The following is an 18870-nucleotide window of genomic DNA, read 5'->3' on the forward strand; positions in this document are numbered from 1 at the left end:
CTGCGGTCGTGCCGGCCCTTGCATCGCCGGGCGGGACCAAGTCTCCGGGGCCGGCACCCATGTGCCAGTGCGTTCGTCGCCAACGGCTAGACCAGGCGTGCCGGGTCTCGGGTCTTACTACGGTCCAGCGCCGCAGTGGGACGCGCCATCGTCATGCCACCAGGGATTCGAACCCCTAGCCTAAGGATTAAAAGTCCCTAGATCGGCGCACTCTTGAGCCAATTCCGAAAATCGGACTAATTACTCGCAAAATCCGGCCCCGTCCGGCAGCCCTTTAAGGCCGTCCGGGTGACTGAAGATGAGCCCACAGCCATCGCCCAGGACAAAATCCAGTCCCGTCCGGGTACGTCCAGCTAGGTATAGGCCATCCGAGCAACCGCGGAGCGACCGCAACCCGACCCGGCAGCGCGGCCGCGAAGGAGCACCCCACGTACGTTGAGAGCACCCGGCCAAGGTGATTCAGGACACGAACTGGCCGAAGTACTCACTCCGCCGCTGCCGTGGGGCGCTGCCATCCCCACCTGGTTCTCCCTACGCACGTGGAGGGCTCTCCGGCCCGCTACTGCATGACCATCCCCGGGTGACGGACCTGCAGAATAGGCGCTTCGTCGCCAAGACATAGAGGGAATTAAGGCCACCGAGATCGCCGCGAATCTCGTGAAGTGCTAAATCACCGATAGGATCAGACCGATAATCAGAGGCATGCACATACTCCTCGACGACAATGTTCCTGTCTCGTTCCATATCTTCCGGATCCGAAGCTATTTCACTGACATCGACACCAGCCTTGAGGACACCTTGTCGAGCACGTGGGACGACTTCGGCCACGATGGCCAGTCAAATGGTCTCTGCGGTGCAGCGGTCGCCGGCATGCTCTCCTTCACCACCGCCAAACACACCGGCAGCGTTCCTGTTCGAGTGGAACTGCACGATGCTGAGCCAACGGTTGACTCTGCCTGGGACGAGGTGGTCGAAGTTTCATTCATCCCACGTGGCGCTGATGTACAAGTGCAGTGGGACGACAGCGACGGCATGCCACTCGCGGTTGAGTCTCGCCCGTACCGAGTTCGCTACTGCGCTTTAAATTTCGTTCACGACGATGAGGTCGAGGATGCGGGAGACCGCTACCTCATCCAGTTCTGGCCGGCCAGTCCTAAACCTGACCACATAGTGCGCCAAACTAGCGACGCCGCCGCCTACTGGCATCAAGTTGCCCGACGCCGCCCCTCCGAGTGACTCACCCCTGGAGTCTCATACTCGATGGGAGTGTCAAGAAAACGGCTCTGGCGCAGAAACGGTGGTCGAGGTGATCGGCCTATGCGAGCAGGATCTGTTGGCGTAGGAGGGCGGAGCCGGCGCGGCCGTACATCTGCCGTTTCAGGTACTTGACCTTGGTGTTGGCACCCTCGATCGGTCCGTTGCTGTAGGGCAGGGTCAGTCCGGCGACGACCGCGGGCAGGTCTCGGCGCAGGCCATGGACGAATCCGTGCAGGGCAGGCAGATCGTCGGCGTCGACGCAGGTCATCCAAGTATCGAGGTCCTCGCCGCGGCGGCCGGTGAGCAGGTCGGCGAACTGCTGCACGCGCTCGGCGAGGACGCTCAGATGCGCGCAAGACGCGAGGAGATCGGCCAGTTGATGCTGGTAGTGGGCAGGTAGGTCGGCGGGTTTGGTCATCAGCCACGAGACCAGCCGGCGTGGCGGGGGCGGTTTGCGCAGCGCGTCCGCGCGGCCCTGGTTGAGGTAGCGGACCAGCAGGTTCGCGCTGCCGGTGCAGCCGAGCTCGCGGATCTCGGCCAGCAGCCTGGTCACCGCCACGCCGGGTTCCTCAGCACGGCGGCGGCGCAGGTGGTCCCGGAACGGATCGACCAGCGTCTCGCGGTAGCGCGGCGGGCGTTTCAACTCCTCAGCTGATGCCGCGCGGGCATAACGCTTCACGGTATTCAGCGCCCAGCCCAACCGACGGGCGCATTCCAGCAAACCATGGCCTTGATCGAGGAGCGCGTGCACGGCTCGATGGCGGTCGCGGATGCGCTCGTCCAGGGGCTGGTCCGGCCCGACCGGGCCGTCACGCTAGCAGCCGGAATGGGCGATCGCGGTCTTCTCGACGGCCTTGGCCAGGTTCGCCCAAAGGTGCCAGCGGTCGGTGACCTGCACTGCCTGGGGTGCCCCTGTGCGGATCGCCTCGGCATAGGCTGCCGACCCGTCGCGGCATACGGCCTGCGCGCCAGGATGGTCGCCCAGCCACGCGGCCAGGGTGTCCGCTTTGCGGTCGGGCAGCACATCGACGCGGCGATGGGTGACCGCGTCGATCAGCAACGTCGCGTAGCGGCGGCCCCGGCGCTCGAAATGAGCCACTGACCGCCGGCGGCGTTGGCGCGACACCATAAGTGCCATTCCGGGCGCAGACGATCAGGCCCTGGGGATCCGGCCGAGGCGTCGATCTCCCGTGCGGGCGCCGCGGTCCGGCCGCCGGTACCGGCTCGGTCCGCGGGTGCCGTCGCGGCCGGCCAGCGATCCGGTCGACCGTGCCCACCGCGGCCCGCAGTGCCCTGACCGCAGGCCGGACAGGGAGCGGCTCGGACAGAAAGAGGCCTGAGCGCGCTTCCGCAGCTCAGGCCCCTCCTAGACGTCCGTACCCGGCACGGCCCCGGCACTCAGCCGGCGAGCCGGCGGTCATCCCGTCGGTGTCCGCCAGCCGGTGAACGTGTACGCCGGCACCCAGTTGACCGACCGGGGACGGTCCCCGGTGCCGGTCCGGCAGAACTCCTCGAGGGCCGCGCGCACCTGATCCAGCGGCAGCGTGCTGCGGGGGTCGTGCCACCGGCCCTCGGCGACGTCCGGGTCGGCCAGCACGCGGGTGTCGAACGCCGGCGGCTCCGGGTTGTCGCTGACCCAGATGTCGTCGTAGATGCCGCCCCTGCCGGGGAACAGGTCTGCGTCCACCGACCAGATGAGGGCGCCGTAACCGGTGGCCCGGTTCACGGCGACGCTCAGTTGGTTGCTTGCGAACTCGGTGCCGCCGCCTGCGTGACACCGGTCCGCCCAGGAGAGGTGGGCGACGGCGAAGGCCGGCCGTACGCTCTGCGCGCCGAGGACCATCGGACGGCCTGTCTCTTCCGACGTCAGACCCTCCAGCAGGTCGGACACCAGCGACAACACCGCTGACGGTGTTTCCCCACACCAGTGCTCATGGCCGATCACCACCTCGAGGACCATCGCCTAGTCTCCCCCTCCTGCAGGCCGGGATGCCCACCAGCGGACGGCACGTACCCGCCCGGAGCGGCGCCGACCGTCCGGTTCTGTGTCACCTGTCTCTCCAGGTGCTGCGCCTCGGCCGGCCTCGTTCCTCGACAGGCGCCTCTCCGCGCGTACGCCCGGGCCGAAACCGTCATCTCGACAGCTGCTCGATCGATCCGGCCGCCGCTCGTGCCGGTACGGAGGTCTGGCAACGCCGGCGCCCTTCCTTACCTTGGCTGCTTGGTTCGAAGGCTGCCTCAGCGTCTGGCTCCGGATGCCGACGACATCTACTTGGCGCTGCCCAGAACGGTTGATATGTCGACGACGTCCGTGGGTGCGGGCTCTTCGATCGTGTCGGCGGGTGCGCCGAAGTCGGTGAAGGTCGCAACGGCGCCCAGGCCGAAGTCCCACCGGACCGGATAGGGCTCGCCGGTCGTCGCCACCGAGATCTGGGTCCGGTCGTTGCGGCTGTCGAGGACCGTGATGGTGGGGACGCCGCCGACGTCCTTGCGCTCGCCGAGGGATGCCTGCTGCGGAACCGCGCTGTCCAGGGCGTTGCGTGCGGCGAAGGTGAAGGCGCCTTCGAGCCCACCTGTTTCCAGCAGGTCATCGTCGGCGCGGACTTTGATCCAGCGGCCGTGGGCGGCCACCGTGTACGCGTGCGCTTGCTTTGGCTTGTCGAGCATGGTGGACCAGAACGCCTCGTCGGGGCGGATATAGCGATTCGTTCCGACTTTGAGGACCTCGGAGGTCGCTCCGGCGCGGGTGACGCTGCCGCGCAGGTCGGTGCCGACGACGGCAAGCGTGGTCGAGGCCTGCCCGCTCGTGCTGTTGGTGTGGATCTCGACTTTGTAGGACGGCACGGCCTTCAACGCGGCCAGTGACTTCTCCAGCACCGTCGCGGCAGGCAGGCTCGCGATGTCGCCGTCGGTGTGCGCGCTGTCGTCGCTGGCGCATCCGACCAGCAGGAGTATCGAGGTCGTGATGGCGACCGCTGGCATCGGGGTCTTCATTCCATGTCCTGCCTGTGTCGTTCTGGCGGCTCTTATATGGGCCGCCGTCACTGTAGATGGCGCCCTAAGGGGATCGGCTCGTGGCTGCCCGATCCCCGCGGGGTCTCGGTCGAGGGCCCCGGCCGAGCACTGGGATACCGATGGTCGCCAGGTAGACCGGTGCCGCCCGGTTTCTGGGGCGGCACCGGTCTACCTCCCTACAGGCCCTTGAGTTCGACGACCTGGTCGGCCGTCAAGACTCCCTGGTAGGCGCGGATGGCGTCGATGTCCCCGGTGAGGTGACCCGTCTTCTGACCGTTCCAGAAGCCGCGGCCCACGGCGAACTGCCCGGTGGCGTTCCAGGAGTGTCGTGCCGGCTGGGTGTCGGCCGGTTCACCGTTGACGTACAGCGACAAGGTTCCCGCCGTGGCGTCATAGACGCCGACCAGATGAGTCCACTGGTGCGGGTCGCTTGCCCCTGCCTGCGCGTTGACCTCTGCCGTGGCGGGGTTGTCGGTGTCGGCGCCGGCGGTGAGGAATCGCCAGCTGTTGTTGTGGCTGTTCCACTGCAGCAGGAATCCTGCGACGTGGTTGCCGTCCTGGCTGACGACCGTGTAGTCCTCGTCCGTGTTCTCCAGCCGCGCCCATGCCGAGATGGAGAACGACTGGTCGGTGTTGAGGACTGCGTTCCGGGTGATCGCGCCGTCAACGCCGCCGAAATGCGTGGCACATTCGTCTTCCTCGGTGTGGCCGTTGCAGGAGTAGCTGGCGTCGCCGGTCAGCGTTCCTGGGTGGTCGTACGGCGAGTTGTCTTCTGCCTGGGCGGGGGGACCGGTCCAGTTCAGTTCCCAGTCGAGGACGTTGATCGGTGCGGCCCATAGCTCCATCTCGGCTTCGCCGAGTTTCCGAGCCCAGACCCGGACTGCGGCGATGTCGCCGGCGAAGTAGCTGTCCTTGGTGCGTCCGATCCAGGTGGCTCCGTTCGGGTCGTTGAACGGCCGGACCGAGGGCGGGTTCGTGTCCTGGTGGCCGTTGACGAACAGGCTCAGCTCCTGGTCTTCAGCGTCGTAGCTGACCGCCAGGTGGGTCCAGACACCGATCTGCGCCTCGTTGTCGGACAGCGCGGTGGTCGACCCGATCCCCTCCCCGGTCGCGGCCGTCTGTACCTGCGCCGCCCAGTGCTTGTCGCTGGCCTGGTAGGTCAGGGTGAGCGAGGGGGCACCGGCGACCGAGCCGCGGGCGAAGACCGGCCGATCGGTGGAGCCGTCGGTCAGTTTGACCCAGGCCGAGACGGTCAGGCTCGCGGTGGTGTTCGGCTTCAGGTCGGTCGTGCCATAGCTGCTGGTGCCGTTGAAGGTGCCGGCGCTGGCGCCGACTCGACGGCTCTTGCCCCACGCGACGTTGGTGAGGGTCGTGGGGTGTTTGGTCTTGGTGCTGCCGGTACCGTCGCCGGTGTCGCGTGCGGTGCTGCCGGTGTTGTCGTCGAAGTCCCAGACGGCGATGCTTCGTGAGCCGTCTTCGGTGCCGCCGCTCTGATCGTCGAGCTTCCAGTCTGTGTCCTCGGCATCGGTGACGTACTGCCAGGCGAGTGCCTCGTAGTAGGCCTCGTTGGGGCTCAGGGCGGTCCCGTCGGAGGTGAGGTAGTCGCTCATCACCGTGTCGTAGGCGGCACTCGAACCGTCTTCGATACCGGCCCCGACCGCGTCGGAGAAGTTGATGACGCCGTCGGCCTGACCGTCCATACGGCCCAGGATGAACTTGTTGACCAGTGTCCTGGCGTTCTCCTGCAGGGCTGTCGGAGCGACGGTGAACGGCGGGATGGTCGCGGCGTAGACCTTCATCCTCCCGCTCGGGTTCGGCATGGCCACCGAGCCGTTGGCGTTTGGCCTGCGTGCAGGAAAGCAAAAATTTCCGCTTACGCTCTCGTTCGACGTTCTATCAACTCAATCTCGATAGGTTCACCACTATTCAGATTTATGCCGAATCCAGCTTCTACGTCGCCCCAAAATTCTACTGGGCGAACAGCCAGAACCAGTTCAGGCCTCGGCAAGAACCCGAAGTCAGCCGGCGGGTCATACTCGATTATCTCTACGATTCGCACATCCGTCGGCGGAATTCCCACGAAACACGAATCGCCTTTCTCGAGCTCTTCTGGGTCCGGCTCGAGACGCCAGGGCGTGTTGCACCAATCATAGGATTGGGACTTCCTCGAGAACCCCATGGTGCCATCCCAGCTATTATTAGAGGCGCTGTCGACCTCCAACCAGGGCCATTCAACGGAAACCCGGCTCACACCCACGTGGACTAGCTGCACCTCGAACGTCTCCGAGGTGAGTCTGAGCAGATCTCCCACGAAGTAGCCACCCGCCTCCTGAAGCCTCACTTCGTTCATGGCTTATCGGCCTTCCTGCCAAAAGTAGGAGAAGGGGGTCTTGTCAGGGCACCGTCCGAAATACCCAGCACCACCAAATCTCATCCCGTCGCTATCAAAGGGCGGGTAACACCACGTCTTGCATATATTTCGGGAGGTTCCACCGTAGCCGACCACTTCGTCGCGGCCAACGCTCTGAAGAATCGTATGCTCGGCATGACCCCCTCCTCGGACGCACTCCCCCGATCATGTGCCTGGTCCAGGATCAAGCACATTTCCGGCGAGGATCAACGTCAACGGCTCAGCGCGCCATTCCCACCGCGGCCGCCAGCGCCTCGAACCCCGCGCGATCCATACGCGCGGATTCTACGCATCGTGTTGCCCACCACCGGCTTACTCAACCGCTCAGCGCTCGGTCCCTAGCCGGCCGTGGTTGCCGCCTTCGGCTGACCTTCCATCGCACCGATACGATCATGGTCGACTGGGGAGCGATGGAAGACGTTGGCACGTACGCTGCAATGCCGCCGGATGGCGAGACTTCCGGCGCTGAACGACTCGGAAGACCTCGTTGCACTGAATGCCACCGTCGACGGCCGACTGGTCGCTGTCTCGGCGTCAGGTAGCCGCCGGACCCCGCTATCCAGCCTACGGGTCCGGGCTCACCTGCACGACGGCGACGACTGGCGTCCCGTGGAACTCGACGGTCCGACGGTAGTGCCGAACAAGGTGGACCTGCTGCCTGACGGGAGTCTCCTGCTGGTCCAGTCCCGATGCGTCCGTCGGCCATTCGAGCCGGTGCCGGACAACGCACAGATTTTCAGCGCGTCCGGGAAGGCGTTGCGGTCATTTCGGATCGGTGATGGCGTCGAACACCTCGCCGTCGACGAGCCGGGCACCATCTGGGTCGGTTACTTTGACGAGGGCATCTACAGCGGGGATCCGCTCAGCGCAGGCGGTCTCACACGGTTTGACGAGTACGGTCGGCAGCTGTGGACCTACTGGCCTCAATCTGGATTCGACCACATCGCTACCTGCTACGCATTGAACGTGAGCGCTCGTACGACCTGGGCCTACTACTACACCGGCTTCCCACTAGTCCGGATCACTGATACGAAGGTCAGTCCCTTCTCGTCGAGCCCGGTCCGCGGGGCGCGGGGGGTATTGATCCACGACGACGTGGTGGTCTTCATCGGTAGGTACGGCGAGCCGCACCAGCTGACCGAGTGTCGGCTGCGTGACGGAAGCATTGTTGAACACGGACCGGTCGCCCTTGCCCCGTTGATGGAGTTTGGCCTTGTGAGCACCCGAGGAGGCCGTCTCTACGTGCAAACCGCCGATTCGGTCTTCGAAGCCGACCTAGCCCAGTTCTAATCGCTAAGCGTGCAACTTGGCAGCGGCGGACGCCCTCTCTTGCCTCCGAGCGTCCGTTGAACGCTCTTGGTGGCCAGCCGGCCGACCGGCGTGGTGCTCCAGTCAAGCGGCTCTGGCCCGCAACAGTAGGCGGAGCGCCCGAGCCTCAGCAAGGGGAATTCGCCGTAGCCTATTAGTATCTTACCGGGGCTTCGTTGAGTTGTTCCGCAATCGGAGTTGGGGAGCCACCAAAATACGGCGGCTCCCCCGACTTCGGCACGACCACCGGGCCGTTACCGACAAGCGATGCCATGAAATCGCCCTGAAGGAAACGGCGTGTCTGGTAGCCAAAAACCCACGAGCTCGGGAATTCTTGACATGAACATATCACCACATCACTAGTAAACTTCCTTATAGCCCCGTCCAACATTTTCTGAGCTTGCACATAAGCGTCTTCAAGAACGAGTATCTTGTCAGTTGGTTTCAACGTATGTCAGCTCCTCAGGCGCCGGCTGGCGTCGGCGTCGGTTTCCATGCGTCGCCAGACGATAGTCGAGCCGCTCCGTCGAACCTCATCCCGAGGAGGGTTCGACTCACTGATCTGCCGCCGTCCGCACGGTTACCGCCGTCAGCTCGCCACTCTTCGTGCTGACTGCTGGCTGCTGACTGTGAGGGGCAGCGTCCGAAGTACCCGATTGAGGGCGTCGGCCGATAGATTTGCTGTGAACCTTTTCTCACCTTTCGATTAGATTTCATATATGCCGGGCGGCAACGTAACAGGCCCGGCGCCTGGCACGGCAGCCAGCACAGGGCTGCCATGGATGAGCGAGTCATGAGGATGCTTCCACCCGACGTCGACGCTGACCGCAGCGGCGACATCATTGGCCTCGTAGAAATCCACATCGTGTCCGAGAATTCGTCGTCGTACACGAGGACCCCGTGCTCGTTGTATCTGCAATGGTCCTCCGGGCGGCCTGGAACACCATGTGCAGCCATCCAGTCCTGTTCGATCGGCAGCGGGTCACCGGTCGTATCCTGGAGGTCGAAAGTACTGTAGCGACGTACCGTGACGCCGTTCCTTGCGACCAGCCACGCGGTTCCGTTGTTGTGCGCACTGAACGAGAACGCGTGCACCTCGCCGCAATCCGCGCTCAACCGCTCGATGGTCGTTCGGACTTCATCAGCACGATCGCCGAACGCGTCGCACCACGGACCGACGACGGGCGTCCATCCGTTGATCTTCGGACCGACATAGACAAGGCCAGACTCGTCGTCCGAGTCGATTATCTCCATGGCGCTGTTGGCCAGCTTGTACGTCACCGGCCTGGGTGAGGTCAGTCCGAGCGAAGCCATAACCCTCGTCTGGTCGAAATCGCGAACACACCACCAAGTCGTCTCGATCGACATGACAGGCGTGAGGAGATCGGTGCGCTGGCGAATCCGGATGAGACGCTCGACAGCAGCCACGTCCGTCGAATCCAGGCCCGATTCCCCTTCGAGGTGCATGAGAGCATCGAGGGCGGCGGCGCGCAACCGGCCCGGGCCGTGTCGACGTATGTCCCGCAACAGCGTCGCAGCATTCGGTGCCTTCTCGATTTTGCAGCGGATCTCCCAACGCCGGTGGAAATCATGTTCCACCGACAAAAGCGCTAGCAGCCCGTGCACTTCCCATGCCATCCGCGCACCTTACGGCACGAGGGACCGCGCACCGTTCGAACGTCTCCTTCCGCCGCGATCAGGGCGCGCCGTCGCGCAGGCGCTCGGGGTCGCCGGCGACCGGTTAGCTCACTCGCCGAACGCGTCGATCCGAGTGGCCCCGGCCGCCGTGGTTGCTGGTGGACACTCAGGTCATGATGACTAGTGCTGACGAGGTTGGTGACCTGCTGACCGGGACGATGCTGGCGGACCGGCCGCTGGGGTACGGGCCTCGCGGCACGATCATGGTGCAGGAGATACCGCCGGAGCGGGTGCTGGAGGGTTGGCAGGCGGCGTAGGAGCTCGTTGCGGAAACTGGTCGATGGCCCGTCATGGTCACCGTCGCCGCCTCGCCGAAGCCCCGAACGGATACGAGCACAACTCCTTGGACGACGCGGTATACGCCTGCAACTCGTCGCCTGGAACGCCAGCCAAGGGGACCCCGAACTACAAGCCGAAATCGAACACCGACGCCGCTACGACATCGGAAATCCCAGCCATAACGACCGGGGGCACGGCAGTCCAGAACGGCTACTCCTCGGTCGATATGCCGAGGGCGTCGTTCAACTGGGCTCGCCAGTCGTCATCGGCAAGTTGTGCCGCAACCAGGACGTCACGCCAGTCCGCCACAGCCAGAGCCGCTGCCTGGAGAAATCGCTGACTGTTCCCGCCGGAGAGCAGGACCACCGCAGCTTGGACGCGCTCGATGCCGTCGGGCGTATCGCCCTCTTCTCCGGGCACTGCGTGAGTCAGCAGAGCCAGGACCGACTCTACTTCCGCAGGCCCGAAATGTTGACGGATCCAAGCCTGGAGGCGGTTGCTAACCATAGGCGTCAGTGTGTCGTCGCTACGCCAACGCGAGCTGTCGCTCCATCGACCCGTCAGCGGTATCAGCAGTACTCTGCTGCCGCGATCCGGGTCGCGGGCTTCACGGTGGGTAACGATAGCCAGCCGCACCGAACAGCTTAAGAGTCACGAGATCCGACCACCTCAGCAGTCGGTACCTTCTAGCTTGACAGGCATGGACGCCGCCGCGCTCTCGTTTCTCATGCTCGTCGCCGGTCTGGTCATCAGCTATTGGGTGATCCGCCTCGCGGTACGACACGCCATCCAGGATGCCGATCGCCGCAGATTTCGTAACCGTTCGTAAGTGCCTTCCGGCTGGGCGCAGGGAACAGATCACGCCGGTGCACCTTCGTGCGGTTCTCTCCCCGCGATGACCGCTGTACGGCACCTGAACTTCTCTTGAGGCGTCACGCTCGTGGCGGCAGTTGTGTGCGGCTGAGTCATGGCACTGGCAGGACGGGGCGCACCGGCGTTTCACCGACAAGATAGGGATAGATCGCTTCAACCAGGACCGGGTCGCGGTAGGCGGTGGCCAGGGTGATCCAGGACAGGAAGCCGCCATAGCCGCCGCACAGTGCGCCGCCGCCGTCACCGCCGCACAGCACTGCCGGGTCGGTGGTGAATTCCGCCCGGTACGGGTCGTCGCCGATGACGAGGCCGAAGAAGTTGGGATTCTGGATCAGCGGGACATCGCCGTAGGGCTCACCCTCAGGGTATTCGTCGCCCCAGCGGAACAACGTGGTCGCTCCGGCACCGCAGTCGTATTCCCACTCGTCCGGCGTGGGCGGCCGCAGACCTCGCCACTCCAGCCGGGCCATGACAGATTCGTGGTCGTCGGTGCCGTCATGCTCGGCTGTCAGCAGCGAGTCGGCGTCAACCGAACGCACAGCGACCAGCCGAGCCGGCAGGGCCACCCGGCGCGCGGGAGACAGTTGCCCGGCCAGGAAGTGGTGGATCGGCTCGGGCACCGAATACTCGGCTACCGCCTCGGCGAAGTCTTGCCGTTGGCGAGAGGTGGGGACGAACCGTGCAGGATCGAAACCGAGCTCTACCGTGCCGCCGGGCACCAGCGCGTACCGAATACCGTCACGCTCGAACAGCGCCACCCGTCCGCTACGGCCGGCGTAGGCGTGGGTGTTGACCGACAGCAGCGCAGCCCCTACGTCGTGAGCGATCGCGGCAGCGACGCCGAGGGCACCAGCATCAGAGAGGGTCAGCCACTCATCCACAGTAAGATCGGCATGCGACATGCAGGCATTATGCAGATGCAGTCCTCGCTGATCTCGCGCGGTTGATAGCAGCGCGGCAATTTTTCAGTGCTGCGGCCGAACGCAGGCCGGATAGGTTTCGGGTATGTCGACAGCGTCGGGCGGCACGCCTGGTCCGCGTCTGGATGACCAGCTTGTCGCGGTGGACAACAACGTGTACGGCTTCATGCACAACGTCTCGGACTTGGAGTCGCTTGCTCGTGCGTTCGCACGGTCGAGATGGAGGGTCCGCAGATCGGCGCTGGACGAGTACGAGGTTGAGTGTTCGTGGTGTCAGGTGAACCTCTTCGATTCTGGCGGGATGCCGAAGTTCGCCGGCGTGGTGGAGCCGGCCAGCGCCGACAAGCTGGCGGACACCTTCCGCTCACTCGACGTCGACTATGAAATTGAGCTGTATGACGTCGACGGGGAGCTGGTCCGAACAATTCTGCCTTGAGCCCGGCGAACCCCATCACCGAAGAAGTGGCACGCACTCTCAACGGCATGACAGCGCACCAGCCGCTACAGCCGGCCTTGGGGCGTAACAGCGGCGGCTGGGCCGAGCTGAGACCAGCTCGGCAGCCAGCCTTCGGCGTTACCTGCCAGGAGGCGCAAGGGGGGTGAAAGCGAGAAAGGGGTGGGTCACTGGCGATGAGTCGCGAGGGGTGGCCGCGGCGAGGAAGTGGCCACCGGGGGTGATTGGTCAGGGAGGGGTGGTCACTGGGGCTGGGTGGCGAGGGTGGTGGCGGCGTCCAGGTGGGTCAGGAAGTTGGTTACGGCGGGCAGGCGGGTTCGGCCGGCGAGGGTGGCGGCGTAGATGCGGCGAGCGGACGCGTCCTGGGGATGCAGGCGGAGCAGGACCAGGTCGGCGGGGGCCATCCGGGCGGCCAGGGCGGGCACCAGGGTGACGCCGAGGCCGGCCGCCACGCAGCCGAACTTGCCGGTCCACTCGCCCACCACGATGTCGATGCGGGGCTGGAAGCCGGCCGCGGCGCTGCCGCCGAGCAGCGTCTCGGCGGCCCGGGGCGAGCTGGCCACGAAGGACTCGTCGGCCAGCTCGGCGAGCCGGACCGTGCGGCGGCCGGCCAGCCGGTGCTCCCGGGAGACGGCGACCAGCATCGGCTCGTCGAGCAGGTGGTGCAGGTCGAAACGGCCCGGGTCGGGGAGCCCGGCCGGGGCGGTGCTGACGACCGCCACGTCCGCGTCGCCGGCGGCGAGCCGCTCCAGCAGGGCCGGCGAGAAGCCTTCCACCAGGGACACCTCGACCGCCGGGAAGGCGGCCCGGAACGACGTGACGGCTCGCGGCACCAGCGCGGCGACCGCGGTGGCGAACGCGCCGACCCGCACCCGCCCGGCGGCCAGGCGGTCCAGGTCACCGACGGCCTGGCGGGCGGCGGCGAGCCGGTCGAGGACCGCCTCGGCGTGCGGCAGCAGCGCCCGGCCCGGCTCGGTGAGCGCGATGCCGCGCGGTAAACGGTCCAGCAGCCGGGCGCCGACCTCGGCCTCCAGCGCCGCGATCTGCCGGGACACCGCCGACTGGGTGAATCGCAGCCGCCGGGCGGCCGCGGTGATCGAGCCGAGGTGGGCGACGGTCCGGAACACCTCGAGCAACTGCGTCTCCACCGATCCATGCTAGCCGGGCATGGCAGCCATGCGAGACAGTCGTTTGTCGCATGGCTTGGCTGCTTCTAGCGTCGTGGTCATGACGAACATCGCGGTGCTGGGCACCGGGAGGATGGGCAGTGCGGTCGTGCGCCGGCTCAGCGCGGCGGGTTATCCGGTGACCGCGTGGAACCGGGATCCGGCGCGCGCCGCCGCGACCGGGGCGAAGGTGGCCGACACGGTGGCCGACGCAGTTGCCGGGGCCGATCTGGTGATCACCATGCTGACCGACGGGGCGGCGGTCGAGGCGGTGCTGTTCGGCTCCGGGGTGGCCTGGCGGCCCGGGACCGTGCTGGTGCAGATGTCCACGATCGGGCGGGACGCCACGGGGACGATCGTGGATCGGCTGCCGGCGGGCGTGTCGTTCGTGGACGCGCCGGTGATGGGCAGCGTCGACGCGGTGGCGGCCGGGACGCTGACCATCCTGGCCGGCGGCGCGGTCGAGGCGGCCGAGCCGGTGCTGCGGCACCTCGGCACGGTTCAGCGGTGCGGCGCGGCGGGTGCGGCCAGCGCCGTCAAGGTGCTGCAGATGACCGCGGCGCTGACCGCGATCGGCGCGCTGCGCGACACCCTCGCGGTGGGCGGCGCGCTCGGGTTCGACCGGGCGGCGGCGGTCGAGCTGCTGGCCGCCGGGCCGCTGGGAGCCGCGTTGCGCCGGGCGACCAGCACCACCGCCGACTTCCCGGTCGCGCTGGCCGCCAAAGATCTTCGTTTTGGGTACGCGGAGGTGCGGGGCGACGCAAACGCGTACCGGAAAGCGTCCTTGCCTGTCGTGGAAGCCACGCTCGGCCTGCTCGCGGCGGTGCCGGAACAGCAGGCCGACATCTCCGCACTGATCACCCCGGAGGCCTGATGAAGCTCACTCTGGACAACCCGGCGAGCGTCGCCGCGCCGTACGCGAACAGGTTCTCCCATGTCGCCCGCCTGGACCTGCCCGGCGGCGCCCTGCTGACGCTCTCCGGGCAGGTGGCGGTCGACGACGCCGGCGCGGTCCTCGCGCCGGGCGAGGCCGGGCCGCAAGCCGAGCGCGTCTTCGAGATCATCGGCGGTCTGCTGGCCGCGCACGGCGCCGGCTTCGGCGACGTGCTGCACATCCGGACCTACCTGCTGGATCTGGCCGACCTGCCGGCCTACGCGGCGGTCCGCCGGGAGGTGTTCCCCGGCCCCCCGCCGGCCAGCACGACGGTGCAGGTCAGCGGGCTGTTCCTGCCCGGCCTGGTGCTGGAGGTCGAGGTGACCGCGGCGGTCCACTGAGACGCGAGCCGTGGGCCGGGGCTGCTGACGCGGCCCCGGCCCGTGGTGGGTCAGTTGCAGGTGGCGCCGTTGAGCCGGAACCCGGTCGGGGCGGCCGCGTTGCCGGTGTGGGTGGCCTGGTAGCCGATGGTGGTCGAGGCGCCGGCCGCGAGGGTGCCGTTGTAGCCGGCGTTGGTCGCGGTGACGGTGCCGGTGGACGGGCTGTAGGTGGCGCTCCAGCCCGCGGTGATGGTCTGCCCGCCGGCCAGGGTGAAGGCGAGCTTCCAGCCGTTGACCGCGGTGGTGCCGGTGTTGGTGATGGTGATGCTGTTGGTCAGGCCGTTGTTCCAGGCGTTGACCGCGCTGGTGACCCGGCACGCGCCGGCCGGGCTGCTCGACGGCGGGGTCGAGGGCGGCGTCGCCGACGGGCTGCTGGGCTGCGGGCTGGTGGTGCCGCCGCCGGCGGCGCCGATGATGGCGTCGATGATGCCCTGCTGGGTGACCGTGGCCGAGCTGCGGTTGAACAGCCCGAACCCGTACGCCCCGTTGTAGCCGTTGTCCCAGTACGCGGTGGCCGCGCCGTACTTCTTGGCGGCGGCGACCAGGGTGCGCGCGTAGTCGGCGCGGTACCGGTTGTTCGCCGGGTCGGCGGCGGTCTTGTCGATCGAGCCGTATTCGCCGACGAGGACCGGGTAGCCGCGCGCGACGAACGTGTCGTGCACCTTCTTCAGCTGCCCGTCCAGGTAGTCGGCCTGGCCCCAGGTCGAGGTCTTCGCCGGGTTGGTGGCGTTCGGACCCCACTGGGTGACGTTGCCGTCCTCCTGGCCGGTGAAGTCCCAGGGGTCGTAGTAGTGCACGGAGATCATCAGTCGCTGTTCGGCGCTGGGGACGGACGCCGACCGGTACTGGTCGGTGGGCAGGGTGAACCCGTAGTTGCCGACGGTGTAGTCGATGTTGGTGTTCCAGCCGGGGACGAGCAGCCAGCGGGAGGCGTTGGTGCCGCCGGTTTTGCGCACGGTGTCGACGAAGATCTGGTTGTAGGCGTTGATGTTCGAGTAGCACGGCTGGGTGGGATTGCCGTACTGGCCGTCGAACTCCTCGTTCATCGACTCCAGGATCAGGTGGTCGTTGTAGTTCGCGAACTTCGTCGCGACCTGCTGCCACACCTTCTGGTACTTGGCCTTGACCGTTGTCTGGTCGGCCGCGTCGCAGATCAGCCAGGAGCCGGCGACCGACTTGTAGCCGTCGCCGTGCATGTTGACGACCACGTACAGGCCCTGGTTGTAGGCGTAGTTGACCACCTCCTGGATCCGGGTCAGCCAGGCGGCGTCGACCGTGTAGTCCGGGCCGGCCCCGATTTTGCCCAGATAGGAGACCGGGATGCGGATCGTCTTGAAGCCCGCCGCCTTCACCCGGTTGATCAGGGTCTGGGTGATGACCGGGTTGCCCCACGCCGTCTCGCTGGGGATGCCGTTGTTGCTCGCCTCCAACTGGTTGCCGAGGTTCCATCCGGCGCCCATGTCGGCGACCAGCTGAGGAGCGGTCAGCTGTGCGGTGACGTCGGCCGATGCCGAGGTCACGCCGTACACGGCGCCAGCCAGGGCCAGACCGGCGGCGGCGCACGCCAGCCCGGCCCTCCTTGCCATCGAACTCATAACGGGGTTCCTCTCGTGCGGTCCGCGGCGCGGGACCGGCGGTGAACTCCGGTTCGCGCCCGCCGAGAAGTGTCGGATGGGAACGCTCCCACGTCAATCGAATCGCTTCGATAATTCTGGGGCCGCGCATTGGGGAGCGGTCGGCGCCTCGCGGAGGCGGGCTGGTGCTTCGCGCAGGCGGGCCGGTGCTTTGAGGGCGGCCGGCGCGGTTGGTCAGAGGCCGGCGGCGAACCGGGACACCAGCCGGTCGCGGATCTCCCGCTCGGCCCTGTCACCGGTCGGCAGCCACGGGCAGGCCACGTGGATCGCCACGACCCGCCCGGTCGCCACCAGCCGGGCGCACGCGTCCAGGACGGCCTCCGTGGACGGCCCGCCCGGGACCGGGTAGCGCAGGCCGGGCAGCTCCCCCGCGTCGATCACGTCGGCGTCGACATGGATGACCAGGTCACCCGCCGGGACCGTGTCCGTGTCCACTTCGGCCACCGGGATCCGGCGGGTGGCGCTGCCGGCCAGATACTCCGCCTCGGCCGGGTCCAGGTCGCGGGCGTCGGCCAGGACGGCCCGCTCCGGAGCGACCGGCCGCAGCCCGAACGCGTCGGCGTAGCGCTCCGGGTGGGCGCCGGTCAGCACCCGCAGCGACATCCCGCCCAGGTAGCCGGAGGTGCTGGTCTCCAGGGTGTGGACGTCGCCGTGCGCGTCGAACCAGACGACGCCCGGGTCCCGGCCGGCCCGCTGCGCGCCGGCGACGGTTCCGCCCGCGAGCAGGCAGTCCCCGGAGAACACCACCGGAACCCGGCCGCCGCGGACCGCCGCCGCCACCGGCTCGGCGATCGCGGCGCAGGTGACGGCAGCCTGCTGCCAGAGGTCCGCGCCGGCGGGGAACTCCGCGGTGACGGTGACGTCGGCGTGCACCGGGATCTCGGCGTCGGCCAGCCGCTCGCCTTGGTGGTAGGGCGCGAGGATCGTCGTCATGCGACCCAGCTAAGCAGAGGACGCCACGGCCGGCTGCCCCGTCGGCGCCGGCAACCGGCCTTTGTGTACGACGGCCTCGCGGCCGCGGCCGCGGTCCCGGATTCCCCGGCTGGGCGTCAGGGGTGTCTCGACGTCGTCGAGACACCCCTGACGCCCAGCCGATCACCGTGGGTCGCGGCTGGACCTCGGCCCCAGCGGCGCTCGCGCCGGCGCCGCTGGGGGCTTCGGCGATCCGGTCAGCCTCGGGCGGGGGCGACGGACGTGTCGGCCGGGGGCGGGGTGGCCGGGTCCCGGCTGCGGTCGAGGGCCTCGGCGGCGTCCTCGGCCTCGGCCGCGTCGTCGTCGGTGGGTTCGGTGCCGGGCGGCTCGCGGTCCGGGGTGGGTTCGCCGGAGGGGTGGCTGACCAGGTAGCGGATCGCCGTGTTCAGGACCGCGAGCAGCGGCACCGCGATCAGGCCGCCGACGATGCCGGCCACCACCACGCCGGCCGCGATCGCCAGGATCACCGCGAGCGGGTGCAGGGCCACCGCCCGGCCCATGATCAGCGGCTGCAGCACGTGGCCCTCCAGCTGCTGCACCGCGATCACCACGGCGAGGATGCTGATCGCGGTGACCGGGCCGTTCGCGACCAGCGCGACCAGCACGGCGATCGCGCCGGTGACGGTCGCGCCGACCACCGGGATGAACGCGCCCAGGAAGATCAGCGCGGCCAGCGGCAGGGCCAGCGGCACCCGGAAGACGAGCAGGCCGATGCCGATCCCGACGGCGTCGATGAAGGCGACCAGCACGGTGCCGCGGGCGTACGAGATCAGGGTGTGCCAGGCGTAGTGCCCGGCCCGGGCGGTCGGGACCCGGGCGTCGCGGGGCAGCAGCCGGCACAGGAACGACCAGATCTGGCCGCCGTCGCGCAGGAAGAAGAAGAGCGTGAACAGCACCAGGAAGAACCCGGTGAGCACCTCCCCGACGGTGGTCGCGGTGCTCAGCGCCCCGGTGGTGAAGGAGCCCTGGTTCGCGCTGATCTGATCGCGCGCCTTGTCCAGGTATTGGTCCAGCTGGGCGTCGGTGAGGTGCAGCGGGCCGCGCTGCAGCCAGCTCTGCACCTCGGCGAGGCCGGCCTCGACCCGGGTGGTGAGGTCGTCGAGCTGGGTGATGAAGGTCCGCACGATCAGGCCCAGACCGCCGAAGACCAGGACCAGCGCGGCGACCAGCACCAGCCCGGCGGCCAGGGACTTCTTCATGCCGTTGCGGACCAGGGTGGCGCTCAGCGGCTGGAACAGCGCGGCCAGCAGCACGGCGACGACGACCGGGATGAGCATCACGTGCAGCAGCGCGATGACGCGCAGGAACAGGTAGGCGGCGACCACGAAGAGGATGAATCGCCAGGACCAGGCGCCGGCCGTACGCACCCCGCGGGGCAGGACGTCGGCGCTGCTCGACTGTTGGTTGACCACCACCACGGGCGGGGTGGTGTCCTGCAGGTCGGGGCCGACCGTGAACGGTGGTGGAACGTTGCGGTTGGCCGCCGCGGCCAGCGTCGCCCGGGCGCGTTCCCGGACTGTGTGTGTCCAACTCATCGACTTTCCCCCTCGGTTGCAGCTCGGATGCCCGG

At 67.6% G+C, this 18870-nt stretch carries 21 protein-coding genes; 7 read left to right on the forward strand and 14 right to left on the reverse strand.

The window, feature by feature from the left end; translation table 11 throughout:
- Positions 1-702 precede the first annotated feature (702 nt).
- A complete protein-coding gene (locus BJY16_RS35180) occupies positions 703-1236 on the forward strand; it encodes a hypothetical protein (protein WP_185043862.1) in 534 nt (177 codons plus the stop codon).
- 79 nt (positions 1237-1315) lie between these two features.
- Here BJY16_RS35180 and BJY16_RS48725 read toward each other — a convergent pair whose 3' ends face one another.
- From BJY16_RS48725 to BJY16_RS35210, 6 genes are all read right to left on the reverse strand, one after another.
- Positions 1316-2008, reverse strand: coding sequence for a transposase (locus BJY16_RS48725; RefSeq protein WP_185043863.1), 693 nt, complete (start codon positions 2006-2008; stop codon positions 1316-1318).
- 63 nt (positions 2009-2071) lie between these two features.
- Positions 2072-2356: a transposase gene (locus BJY16_RS35190; RefSeq protein ID WP_185043864.1), complete on the reverse strand. Its 285-nt coding sequence runs from the start codon at positions 2354-2356 to the stop codon at positions 2072-2074.
- A 318-nt stretch (positions 2357-2674) separates the two neighbouring features.
- Positions 2675-3217 (reverse strand): Imm1 family immunity protein, encoded by a 543-nt coding sequence (locus BJY16_RS35195; RefSeq protein ID WP_185043865.1) that lies wholly within the window; start codon positions 3215-3217, stop codon positions 2675-2677.
- A gap of 308 nt (positions 3218-3525) precedes the next feature.
- A complete protein-coding gene (locus tag BJY16_RS35200) occupies positions 3526-4251 on the reverse strand; it encodes a hypothetical protein (RefSeq protein WP_185043866.1) in 726 nt (241 codons plus the stop codon).
- Positions 4252-4448: 197 nt separating this feature from the next.
- The gene (locus BJY16_RS35205) at positions 4449-6092 is read right to left on the reverse strand and encodes a LamG-like jellyroll fold domain-containing protein (RefSeq protein WP_260419082.1); all 1644 of its coding nucleotides are present in this window, start codon (positions 6090-6092) and stop codon (positions 4449-4451) included.
- A 53-nt stretch (positions 6093-6145) separates the two neighbouring features.
- A complete protein-coding gene (locus BJY16_RS35210; protein WP_185043868.1) occupies positions 6146-6622 on the reverse strand; it encodes a hypothetical protein in 477 nt (158 codons plus the stop codon).
- Between the two features lie 507 nt (positions 6623-7129).
- Between BJY16_RS35210 and BJY16_RS35215 the strand changes: the two genes are divergently transcribed.
- Positions 7130-7972, forward strand: coding sequence for a hypothetical protein (locus BJY16_RS35215; RefSeq protein WP_185043869.1), 843 nt, complete (start codon positions 7130-7132; stop codon positions 7970-7972).
- A gap of 172 nt (positions 7973-8144) precedes the next feature.
- On the opposite strand, the gene BJY16_RS49035 is transcribed toward BJY16_RS35215, so the two are convergent.
- Positions 8145-8396, reverse strand: coding sequence for a YrhB domain-containing protein (locus BJY16_RS49035; protein ID WP_373873471.1), 252 nt, complete (start codon positions 8394-8396; stop codon positions 8145-8147).
- Between the two features lie 56 nt (positions 8397-8452).
- Entirely contained in the window at positions 8453-9628 is a 1176-nt protein-coding gene (locus BJY16_RS35225) for a hypothetical protein (protein WP_185043871.1), read from the reverse strand.
- A 173-nt stretch (positions 9629-9801) separates the two neighbouring features.
- On the opposite strand from BJY16_RS35225, the gene BJY16_RS35230 reads away from it, so the two are divergent.
- Positions 9802-9945, forward strand: a complete 144-nt coding sequence (locus BJY16_RS35230; protein WP_185043872.1) for a hypothetical protein — start codon at positions 9802-9804, stop codon at positions 9943-9945.
- Positions 9946-10177: 232 nt separating this feature from the next.
- Here BJY16_RS35230 and BJY16_RS35235 read toward each other — a convergent pair whose 3' ends face one another.
- Entirely contained in the window at positions 10178-10474 is a 297-nt protein-coding gene (locus tag BJY16_RS35235; protein ID WP_185043873.1) for a hypothetical protein, read from the reverse strand.
- A 193-nt stretch (positions 10475-10667) separates the two neighbouring features.
- On the opposite strand from BJY16_RS35235, the gene BJY16_RS47810 reads away from it, so the two are divergent.
- Positions 10668-10796, forward strand: coding sequence for a hypothetical protein (locus tag BJY16_RS47810; RefSeq protein WP_260418349.1), 129 nt, complete (start codon positions 10668-10670; stop codon positions 10794-10796).
- A gap of 136 nt (positions 10797-10932) precedes the next feature.
- On the opposite strand, the gene BJY16_RS35240 is transcribed toward BJY16_RS47810, so the two are convergent.
- The gene (locus BJY16_RS35240) at positions 10933-11742 is read right to left on the reverse strand and encodes a hypothetical protein (protein WP_185043874.1); all 810 of its coding nucleotides are present in this window, start codon (positions 11740-11742) and stop codon (positions 10933-10935) included.
- A 103-nt stretch (positions 11743-11845) separates the two neighbouring features.
- On the opposite strand from BJY16_RS35240, the gene BJY16_RS35245 reads away from it, so the two are divergent.
- Complete coding sequence (locus tag BJY16_RS35245) at positions 11846-12196, forward strand: hypothetical protein (protein WP_185043875.1); 351 nt, start codon at positions 11846-11848, stop codon at positions 12194-12196.
- 260 nt (positions 12197-12456) lie between these two features.
- On the opposite strand, the gene BJY16_RS35250 is transcribed toward BJY16_RS35245, so the two are convergent.
- Complete coding sequence (locus tag BJY16_RS35250) at positions 12457-13362, reverse strand: LysR family transcriptional regulator (protein WP_185043876.1); 906 nt, start codon at positions 13360-13362, stop codon at positions 12457-12459.
- 79 nt (positions 13363-13441) lie between these two features.
- On the opposite strand from BJY16_RS35250, the gene BJY16_RS35255 reads away from it, so the two are divergent.
- Together BJY16_RS35255 and BJY16_RS35260 are read left to right on the forward strand one after the other, a co-directional pair.
- Complete coding sequence (locus tag BJY16_RS35255) at positions 13442-14254, forward strand: NAD(P)-dependent oxidoreductase (protein ID WP_185043877.1); 813 nt, start codon at positions 13442-13444, stop codon at positions 14252-14254.
- Positions 14254-14655: a RidA family protein gene (locus BJY16_RS35260; RefSeq protein WP_185043878.1), complete on the forward strand. Its 402-nt coding sequence runs from the start codon at positions 14254-14256 to the stop codon at positions 14653-14655. The genes BJY16_RS35255 and BJY16_RS35260 overlap by 1 nt, the downstream gene beginning before the upstream one ends.
- A gap of 50 nt (positions 14656-14705) precedes the next feature.
- Here the strand turns inward: BJY16_RS35260 and BJY16_RS35265 are convergent, their stop codons facing one another.
- The 3 genes from BJY16_RS35265 to BJY16_RS35275 form a co-directional block, all read right to left on the reverse strand.
- On the reverse strand, positions 14706-16289 hold the full coding sequence (locus tag BJY16_RS35265; protein WP_185043879.1) for a cellulase family glycosylhydrolase: 1584 nt from the start codon (positions 16287-16289) through the stop codon (positions 14706-14708).
- Positions 16290-16502: 213 nt separating this feature from the next.
- Positions 16503-17261 (reverse strand): arginase family protein, encoded by a 759-nt coding sequence (locus BJY16_RS35270; protein WP_185043880.1) that lies wholly within the window; start codon positions 17259-17261, stop codon positions 16503-16505.
- 236 nt (positions 17262-17497) lie between these two features.
- The gene (locus BJY16_RS35275; RefSeq protein ID WP_185043881.1) at positions 17498-18835 is read right to left on the reverse strand and encodes an AI-2E family transporter; all 1338 of its coding nucleotides are present in this window, start codon (positions 18833-18835) and stop codon (positions 17498-17500) included.
- Positions 18836-18870 lie beyond the last annotated feature (35 nt).

Source organism: Actinoplanes octamycinicus, assembly GCF_014205225.1.
In the GTDB taxonomy this organism is placed as follows: Bacteria; Actinomycetota; Actinomycetes; order Mycobacteriales; family Micromonosporaceae; genus Actinoplanes; species Actinoplanes octamycinicus.

What these genes read in the sequence shown, in the direction of transcription:
- BJY16_RS35265 (WP_185043879.1), bottom strand. Translation starts at nt 16,289, where the DNA reads ATGAGTTCGATGGCAAGGAGGGCCGGGCTGGCGTGCGCCGCCGCCGGT.
- BJY16_RS35195 (WP_185043865.1), bottom strand. Translation starts at nt 3,217, where the DNA reads ATGGTCCTCGAGGTGGTGATCGGCCATGAGCACTGGTGTGGGGAAACA.
- BJY16_RS35210 (WP_185043868.1), bottom strand. Translation starts at nt 6,622, where the DNA reads ATGAACGAAGTGAGGCTTCAGGAGGCGGGTGGCTACTTCGTGGGAGAT.
- BJY16_RS35240 (WP_185043874.1), bottom strand. Translation starts at nt 11,742, where the DNA reads ATGTCGCATGCCGATCTTACTGTGGATGAGTGGCTGACCCTCTCTGAT.
- BJY16_RS35260 (WP_185043878.1), top strand. Translation starts at nt 14,254, where the DNA reads ATGAAGCTCACTCTGGACAACCCGGCGAGCGTCGCCGCGCCGTACGCG.
- BJY16_RS35245 (WP_185043875.1), top strand. Translation starts at nt 11,846, where the DNA reads ATGTCGACAGCGTCGGGCGGCACGCCTGGTCCGCGTCTGGATGACCAG.
- BJY16_RS35255 (WP_185043877.1), top strand. Translation starts at nt 13,442, where the DNA reads ATGACGAACATCGCGGTGCTGGGCACCGGGAGGATGGGCAGTGCGGTC.
- BJY16_RS35230 (WP_185043872.1), top strand. Translation starts at nt 9,802, where the DNA reads ATGATGACTAGTGCTGACGAGGTTGGTGACCTGCTGACCGGGACGATG.
- BJY16_RS35180 (WP_185043862.1), top strand. Translation starts at nt 703, where the DNA reads ATGCACATACTCCTCGACGACAATGTTCCTGTCTCGTTCCATATCTTC.
- BJY16_RS35225 (WP_185043871.1), bottom strand. Translation starts at nt 9,628, where the DNA reads ATGGCATGGGAAGTGCACGGGCTGCTAGCGCTTTTGTCGGTGGAACAT.
- BJY16_RS47810 (WP_260418349.1), top strand. Translation starts at nt 10,668, where the DNA reads ATGGACGCCGCCGCGCTCTCGTTTCTCATGCTCGTCGCCGGTCTGGTC.
- BJY16_RS35205 (WP_260419082.1), bottom strand. Translation starts at nt 6,092, where the DNA reads ATGCCGAACCCGAGCGGGAGGATGAAGGTCTACGCCGCGACCATCCCG.
- BJY16_RS35270 (WP_185043880.1), bottom strand. Translation starts at nt 17,261, where the DNA reads ATGACGACGATCCTCGCGCCCTACCACCAAGGCGAGCGGCTGGCCGAC.
- BJY16_RS35215 (WP_185043869.1), top strand. Translation starts at nt 7,130, where the DNA reads ATGGCGAGACTTCCGGCGCTGAACGACTCGGAAGACCTCGTTGCACTG.
- BJY16_RS35200 (WP_185043866.1), bottom strand. Translation starts at nt 4,251, where the DNA reads ATGAAGACCCCGATGCCAGCGGTCGCCATCACGACCTCGATACTCCTG.
- BJY16_RS35235 (WP_185043873.1), bottom strand. Translation starts at nt 10,474, where the DNA reads ATGGTTAGCAACCGCCTCCAGGCTTGGATCCGTCAACATTTCGGGCCT.
- BJY16_RS35275 (WP_185043881.1), bottom strand. Translation starts at nt 18,835, where the DNA reads ATGAGTTGGACACACACAGTCCGGGAACGCGCCCGGGCGACGCTGGCC.